This is a genomic window from Streptomyces hilarionis (genome assembly GCF_024539675.1).
Lineage (GTDB): Bacteria > Actinomycetota > Actinomycetes > Streptomycetales > Streptomycetaceae > Streptomyces > Streptomyces hilarionis.
Genome location: NZ_JAHHIT010000261.1, coordinates 1 through 7027 on the forward strand (window position 1 = coordinate 1; position 7027 = coordinate 7027).

Here is a 7027-nt window from a genome sequence, read left to right on the forward strand (position 1 = left end):
GGGGCGGGACGGGCGTGGACCTGTCCGGACGTCCGCCGCGACGGGCCGGGTGCCGGGCGTGGACCTCGGTGGGGCGGGTGTCCGGCGTGGCCCTCGGCGGGCCGGTGCGTCAGCGCGGTCCGGGGGCGATCTGCACGTTCTCCAGCACGCCGAGGGCGTCGGGCAGCAGCACCGCGGCGGAGTAGTAGGTGCTGACCAGGTAGGAGGTGACCGCCTGTGCGTTGATGCCCATGAACCGCACCGAGAGCCCGGGCTCGTACTCGTCCGGCAGCCCTGTCTGCCGCAGGCCGATGACGCCCTGGTTCGTCTCGCCGGTGCGCATCGCGATGATGGAACTGGTCTGCTCCCGGCTGATCGGGATCTTGTTGCAGGGCAGGATGGGCACCCCGCGCCAGGCGGGCACCGTCTGGCCGTCGAGGTCCACGTGGTCGGGGTACAGACCGCAGGCGCTGAGGCCGCGTCCGATGGCGGCGATGGTCCGCGGGTGGGCGAGGAACATCTTCGTGCCGCGCCGGCGGCAGAGCAGTTCGTCCATGTCGTCCGGGGTCGGCGGCCCGAGGCGGGGCTGGATGCGCTGCTTGAAGTCGGCGTTGTGCAGCAGCCCGAACGCGCGGTTGTTGATCAGCTCGTGTTCCTGACGCTCGCGCAGGGCCTCGACGGTGAGCCGGAGCTGCTCCCGGCTCTGGTCCATCGGCCCGTTGTAGAGGTCGGCGACCCGGGTGTGGACCCGCAGCACGGTCTGGGCGACGGAGAGCTCGTACTCGCGGGGCTTCAGCTCGTAGTCGACGAAGGTGCCCGGCAGGTCCGCCTCGCCGACGTGACCGGCCGACAGGGCGATCTCGGCCTCGCCGTGTTTGTTCTGCCGTCGCCGCGCGCGGCAGCCGAAGGCGTCGACGTGGGCCCGGAGGCCGGGCGCGCGGGACTGCACGGCGGCGAAGTCGTCGCGCGAGAGGGTGAGCAGGGTGCCGCAGGTCTCGGCGGTGATCGTGCTGTCGTGCCGGGCGTCGGGGTCCGACAGCGCGTGCTCGCCGAAGTGCTCGCCGCCCGCGAGCACCGCGACGGCGACCTCCGAGCCGTACGCGCCCACGGAGGTCCGGCTGACCCGGCCGTGGGCGATCAGGTGGATCCGGTCCGCGGGGCTGCCGCGCTCGACGAGGACGTCGCCCGTCGTGAAGTCGCGCTGCGTGCAGCGGTCGGCGAGGGCGGTGAGGACGTCCACGTCGTCGAACCCGCGCAGCAGGGCGAGTTCGCCGAGCTCCCGCGGGATCACCCGGACCGTGCCGCCCTCCTGGACGAACTCGATGCGTCCGTCGCCGAGGGTGTGGCGCAGCCGCCGGTTGACCCGGTACGCGCCGCCCCGGGCCTCGACCCAGGGCAGCATCCGCAGCAGCCAGCGGGAGGTGATCTCCTGCATCTGCGGGGCGGACTTGGTGACGGTGGCCAGGGTGCGGGCGGCGGCGGTGCTCAGCGACTGCTGCGGGGCGGCGGGCGGGGTCGTGGCTTCCGGGACGCTGTCGACGGACATCGGCGGGCTTGCTCCTTGCACGACGGGTCGTCCGGCGCACACGGGTGCGCCGACCGGGAGACGGGGAGGAGTGGGCGAAGGGGGAGGGATCACGGGAATCCGTCCGCCAGCAGCAAGCTAGCCGCTGGACCGGCCGCGACCACCAGGGAGACGGGATGCTTACCCCGAAGCGGTGACAATCGGTTGAATGCGGTTTATCGGCCCGCCGACCGTGATCACCGCGTCCCGTGCGCGTCCCGGCACGGCGGGCCCCGGTGTCGCGCGCCCCGGCACCGCGCGCTCCGGCCCGCCGGCCGGCACGGGGCGGAACCGGGCGGCCGGCCGGTACGTCCTGTCCTGCATGATCGGAGAACGCGTCACGGGACGCCGGGTGATCCGCACCGCCGTACCCGCCGAGGTCGACAGCGTGGTGGCCCTGCACGCCCGCGCCCGCGCGACGTACTACCCCGACGGGCTCCCGCAGGACGGCGCCGACTGGCCCGGCGCCTGGCGCGCGGCCATCGAGCGGCCCGACGGCCAGGTGCTGTGCGTCGTCGAACAGGGGCGCATCGTGGGCCTCGCCTCCTTCCGCACGCCGGAGGGAGCGCCCGCCCACACGGTCAAGCTGTTCCAGTTCCACGTCGACCCCGACCACTGGCGGACGGGCATCGGCACCGCCCTGCACACGGCCTGCGTCGAGCAGTGGCGGGCCGACGGCCGGCGCACCGCCGTGCTCGACGTGCACGTCGACAACCGGCGGGCCCGGGCGTTCTACGCCCGGCAGGGCTGGTGCGCGGATCCGGGGGACCCGCCCGCCGAGGGCGACCACCACCTCTGGCTGAGGTACTCGGTGCCCGGGGAATGAAACGAGCTGCTTGAAGGTTCATCCACCGGGCGGAGGGATTCTCCGCGTCACCGGTACGACCTGGAGAGAGCCGAGACATGCGCGTCGAGATCTGGAGCGACATCGCCTGCCCCTGGTGCTACGTGGGCAAGGCCCGCTTCGAGAAGGCGCTGGCGGCCTTCCCGCACCGCGACCAGGTCGAGGTGGTGCACCGTTCCTTCGAGCTGGACCCGGGCCGCGCCAAGGGCGACGTCCAGCCGGTGCTGGCGATGCTGACGAAGAAGTACGGCATGAGCCCGGCGCAGGCGCAGGCCGGCGAGGACAACCTGGGCGCGCAGGCCGCCGCCGAGGGCCTCGACTACCGCACCCGCGACCGTGACCACGGCAACACCTTCGACATGCACCGCCTGCTGCACTTCGCCAAGGAGCGCGGCCGTCAGGACGAGCTGATCCAGATCCTGTACCGGGCGAACTTCGCCGAGGAGCGGTCGCTGTTCACCGAGGGCGCGGAGCGCCTCGTGGAGCTGGCGGCCGAGGCGGGACTGGACGCCGACGCCGCCCGGGCGGTCCTCGCCGACCCGGCCGCCTACGCCGACGAGGTGCGCGCCGACGAGCGCGAGGCCGCCGAGCTCGGCGCGAACGGCGTGCCCTTCTTCGTCCTCGACCGCGCCTACGGCGTCTCCGGCGCCCAGCCGGCCGAGGTCTTCACCCAGGCGCTGACCCGGGCGTGGGGCGACCGCTCACCGCTGCGGCTGATCGACGACGGCGACGCGCAGGCCTGCGGCCCGGACGGGTGCGCGGTCCCCCAGCAGTGAACCGGCGGTGAATCCCCAGCTCAGAGCCGATCTATAAGCGCTGCTTAGGAACATCGCGCAAAAATCGGCAATGGACGGGGGGTTCGGCGGGGCCCACAGTGGGGGGATGGACACCTTCGAGAGCCTCGTCCGGGCCGAGTTCACCCCGAAGACCACCTATCTGAACACCGCCAGCAACGGCCTGCTCCCCGCCCGCACGGTCGCCGCCCTGCACGAGGCGGCGCTGCTGCGGGCCGAGGGCAGGCCCCTGACGCCGCTGTACGAGGACGTCGAGGCCTGCCGGACCGCGTACGCCCGGCTGGCCGGCGTGCCCGTCGACCGGGTGGCGCTGGGCGCCTCGGTCGCCGCGCACACCGGTCTGATCGCCGCCTCGCTGCCCGCGGGCGCGGAAGTGCTCACCGCCGAGGACGACTTCACCTCGGTGCTCAACCCGTTCCACGTCCGCGGCGACCTCAAGGTCCGCGCCGTCCCGTTGGAGCGGATCGCCGAGTCCGTCCGTCCCGGCACCGCCCTGGTCGCCGTCAGCGCCGCCCAGTCCGCCGACGGGCGCGTGGCCGACCTGCCCGCCCTGCGCGCGGCGGCCCGGGCGCACGGCGCCCGCACCTACGTCGACTTCTCCCAGGCCGCGGGCTGGCTGTCGACGGACGCCGACGCCCACGACTTCTCCGCCGCCGTCTCCTTCAAGTGGCTGCTCGGCCCGCACGGCGCGGCCTTCCTCGTTGTCCCGGAGGACTTCGGCGGGCTGTCGCCGATCCTCGCGGGATGGGTCGCGGGCGAGCGGCCCTGGGACAGCTGCTACGGGCCGGTGAGCGAACTCGCCCGCTCCGCACGCCGGTTCGACCTGACGCCCGCCCTGTTCAGCTACGCCGGGCTGCGCCGCTCGCTCGAACTGATCGAGGAACTCGGCGTGGCGGCGATCGGCGCCCACGACCTCGCCCTCGCCGACCGCTTCCGCGCGGGACTGGCGGCCCTCGGCCGCGAGCCGCTGCCCGCACCCGGTTCCCCGATCGTCTCCGTGCCCCGACTCGGCTCCCGACAGGGCGAGTTGGCCGCGGCGGGCGTCCAGGTCTCCGACCGCTCCGGCAACCTGCGCGCCGCCTTCCACCTGTACAACACGCCCGCCGACGTCGACCGGCTGCTGGACGTCCTGTCGGGCTGAGGAGGGGGCGGACCCGACGAGGCCCGCGGCGGGACGCGCGCGCCGGCGGTCAGATCACCGGCGTGAAGTCCCGGGCGCCGATGAACTCGGGGCGGCGGATCGGCGCGGCGAACGGCTCCACGGCCGTGTTCTCCACACTGTTGAACACGATGAAGACGTTGCTGCGCGGGAAGGGCGTGATGTTGTCGCCGGACCCGTGCATCGCGTTGCAGTCGAACCAGGTCGCCGAACCGGCCTTGCCCGTGAACAGCTTGATGCCGTAGTCGCCGGCCATCGCGGTGAGCGCCTCGTCCGAGGGCGTGCCCGCGTCCTGCATCTGCAGCGACTTCTTGTAGTTGTCCTTCGGCGTGGCGCCCGCGCAGCCGAGGAACGTCCGGTGCGAGCCCGGCATGATCATCAGGCCGCCGTTGGTGTCGAGGTTCTCGGTCAGCGCGATCGAGACGGACACCGTCCGCATGTTCGGCAGACCGTCCTCGGCGTGCCAGGTCTCGAAGTCGGAGTGCCAGTAGAAGCCGCCGGCCCCGAAGCCGGGCTTGACGTTGATCCGCGACTGGTGGACGTAGACGTCCGAGCCGAGGATCTGGCGCGCCCGTCCGACGACCCGCTCGTCGCGCACCAGCGCGGCGAACACCGGGCTGAGCTTGTGCACCTCGAAGACGGAGCGGATCTCCTTGGACTGCGGCTCGACGATCGACCGCTCGTCGGCCCGGATCTCCGGGTCGGCGACGAGCCTCTCCAGCTCCCGCCGGCACACGGTGACCTCGTCGTCGCTGATCAGCTGGTCGACGGCGAGGAAACCGTCGCGCTCATAGCTCTGGAGACCGGTGGCCGGGATCGGTCCGGGAGCGTCGGGGGAGCCCCAGACGACGGGGTCCTTGCGGGGGACGGACACCTCGGCGGTGCCACGGGTCGGGTAGAGATCGGTCGGCGTGGTCACGATGCTCACACCTCCTCGGGCTCGGTCAGCAGCGGGTAGACGCCGTTCTCGTCGTGGTCCTCCCGGCCGGTCACGGGCGGGTTGAACACGCACAGACAGCGGAAGTCCTCCTTGACGCGCAGCGTGTGCCGCTCGTGCCCGTCGAGGAGGTACATGGTTCCGGGCGTGATGGTGTGCGTCAGCCCGGTCTCGTGGTCGGTCAGCTCGGCCTCGCCCTCGACGCAGACGACGGCCTCGACGTGGTTGGCGTAGTGCATCGACGTCTCGGTGCCCGCGTACAGAATCGTTTCGTGCAGCGAGAATCCGACCCGTTCCCGGGCCAGGACGATGCGCTTGCTCTCCCAGGTGCCGGACGCCGCCCGCACATGGCGGTCGGTGCCTTCGATTTCCTTGAACGAACGGACGATCACGGTGGTGCGATGCCTCCTGGATAGGTGACGTGGGGGTGGGTGACGCGCCGTACGGGCGTCAGAGGGTCTCGCGCACGGCGCGGGCGAGGATGCTCAGGCCCTCGTCCAGTTCCTCGGGGGAGACGGTCAGGGCCGGCAGCAGTTTGACGACCTCGCTCTCGGGGCCGGACGTCTCGATCAGCAGCCCGAGTTCGAAGGCCCGCTTCGCCACCCGGCCGGCCCGCGCCTTCTCGTGGAACTCCAGGCCCCACACCAGGCCGCGGCCCCGGTACTCCTTGACGTCGGCGAGGTTCTCCTCGGTGATCGAGATCAGCCCCTGCTCGACCTGCTCGCCGCGCGTGCGGGTCTGCTTCTCCATCGCGGACCCGTCGGCCCAGTAGGTCTCCAGGGCGGCGGTCGCGGTGACGAAGGCCGGGTTGTTGCCGCGGAAGGTGCCGTTGTGCTCACCCGGCTCCCACACGTCCAGCTCGGGCTTGAACAGGCACAGCGACATGGGCAGCCCGTAGCCGCTGATGGACTTGGACACGGTCACGATGTCCGGGACGATGCCGGCCTCCTCGAAGGAGAAGAAGGCGCCGGTGCGTCCGCATCCCATCTGGATGTCGTCCACGATCAGCAGCATGTCCTGCCGCTCGCACAGCTCCTTGAGCGCCCGCAGCCACTCCGGACGGGCGGCGTTGATGCCGCCCTCGCCCTGCACGGTCTCCACGATGACGGCCGCCGGCTTGTTCAGCCCGGACCCCTGGTCCTCCAGCAGCCGCTCGAACCACAGGAAGTCGGGAACCTGGCCGTCGAAGTAGTTGTCGAACGGCATGGGCGTGCCGTGCACGAGCGGGACGCCGGCGCCGGCCCGCTTGAAGGCGTTGCCGGTGACCGCGAGCGAGCCGAGGGACATGCCGTGGAAGGCGTTGGTGAACGACACGATGGCCTCGCGGCCCTTCACCTTGCGCGCCAGCTTGAGCGCGGACTCCACGGCGTTGGTGCCGGTCGGGCCCGGGAACATGACCTTGTAGGGCAGGTCGCGCGGGCGCAGCACCAGATCCTGGAAGGTCTGCAGGAACGTCCGTTTGGCCACGGTCGACATGTCGAGCCCGTGGGTGACGCCGTCCCGCATCAGGTAGTCGATCAGCGCCCGTTTCAGCACCGGGTTGTTGTGCCCGTAGTTGAGGGACCCGGCGCCGGCGAAGAAGTCGAGGTAGCGGTGACCGTCCTCGTCGAACATGACGCTGCCCTGGGCGCGGTCGAAGACGGCGGGCCAGCTGCGGCAGTAGCTGCGCACCTCGGACTCGAGGGTCTCGAACACGCTCAGGTCGGGCTGGGTGATGGTCACGACGGAAAGCTCCTGGGGGTGTGGGGGC

The 7027-nt window shown here is 71.9% G+C and carries 7 protein-coding genes; 3 read left to right on the forward strand and 4 right to left on the reverse strand.

The window, feature by feature from the left end; translation table 11 throughout:
- Window positions 1-109 precede the first annotated feature (109 nt).
- Window positions 110-1525, reverse strand: coding sequence for a family 2B encapsulin nanocompartment shell protein (locus tag KMS84_RS36995; RefSeq protein ID WP_256920938.1), 1416 nt, complete (start codon window positions 1523-1525; stop codon window positions 110-112).
- Between the two features lie 340 nt (window positions 1526-1865).
- On the opposite strand from KMS84_RS36995, the gene KMS84_RS37000 reads away from it, so the two are divergent.
- From KMS84_RS37000 to KMS84_RS37010, 3 genes are all read left to right on the forward strand, one after another.
- Window positions 1866-2369: a GNAT family N-acetyltransferase gene (locus tag KMS84_RS37000; protein WP_256920941.1), complete on the forward strand. Its 504-nt coding sequence runs from the start codon at window positions 1866-1868 to the stop codon at window positions 2367-2369.
- A 77-nt stretch (window positions 2370-2446) separates the two neighbouring features.
- Window positions 2447-3163 carry a DsbA family oxidoreductase gene (locus KMS84_RS37005; protein ID WP_256920939.1) on the forward strand — a complete coding sequence of 239 codons (717 nt, stop codon included), beginning with the start codon at window positions 2447-2449 and terminating at the stop codon, window positions 3161-3163.
- Window positions 3164-3269: 106 nt separating this feature from the next.
- Complete coding sequence (locus tag KMS84_RS37010; RefSeq protein ID WP_256920940.1) at window positions 3270-4322, forward strand: aminotransferase class V-fold PLP-dependent enzyme; 1053 nt, start codon at window positions 3270-3272, stop codon at window positions 4320-4322.
- Between the two features lie 49 nt (window positions 4323-4371).
- Here the strand turns inward: KMS84_RS37010 and thpD are convergent, their stop codons facing one another.
- Genes thpD through ectB form a run of 3 tightly spaced genes read right to left on the reverse strand, consistent with a single transcriptional unit; the run spans window position 4372 to window position 6999 of the window.
- Window positions 4372-5259: an ectoine hydroxylase gene (gene thpD, locus KMS84_RS37015; RefSeq protein WP_256920942.1), complete on the reverse strand. Its 888-nt coding sequence runs from the start codon at window positions 5257-5259 to the stop codon at window positions 4372-4374.
- A 5-nt stretch (window positions 5260-5264) separates the two neighbouring features.
- Entirely contained in the window at window positions 5265-5669 is a 405-nt protein-coding gene (locus KMS84_RS37020; RefSeq protein WP_256912154.1) for an ectoine synthase, read from the reverse strand.
- Window positions 5670-5727: 58 nt separating this feature from the next.
- Window positions 5728-6999: a diaminobutyrate--2-oxoglutarate transaminase gene (ectB, locus tag KMS84_RS37025; RefSeq protein WP_256920943.1), complete on the reverse strand. Its 1272-nt coding sequence runs from the start codon at window positions 6997-6999 to the stop codon at window positions 5728-5730.
- Window positions 7000-7027 lie beyond the last annotated feature (28 nt).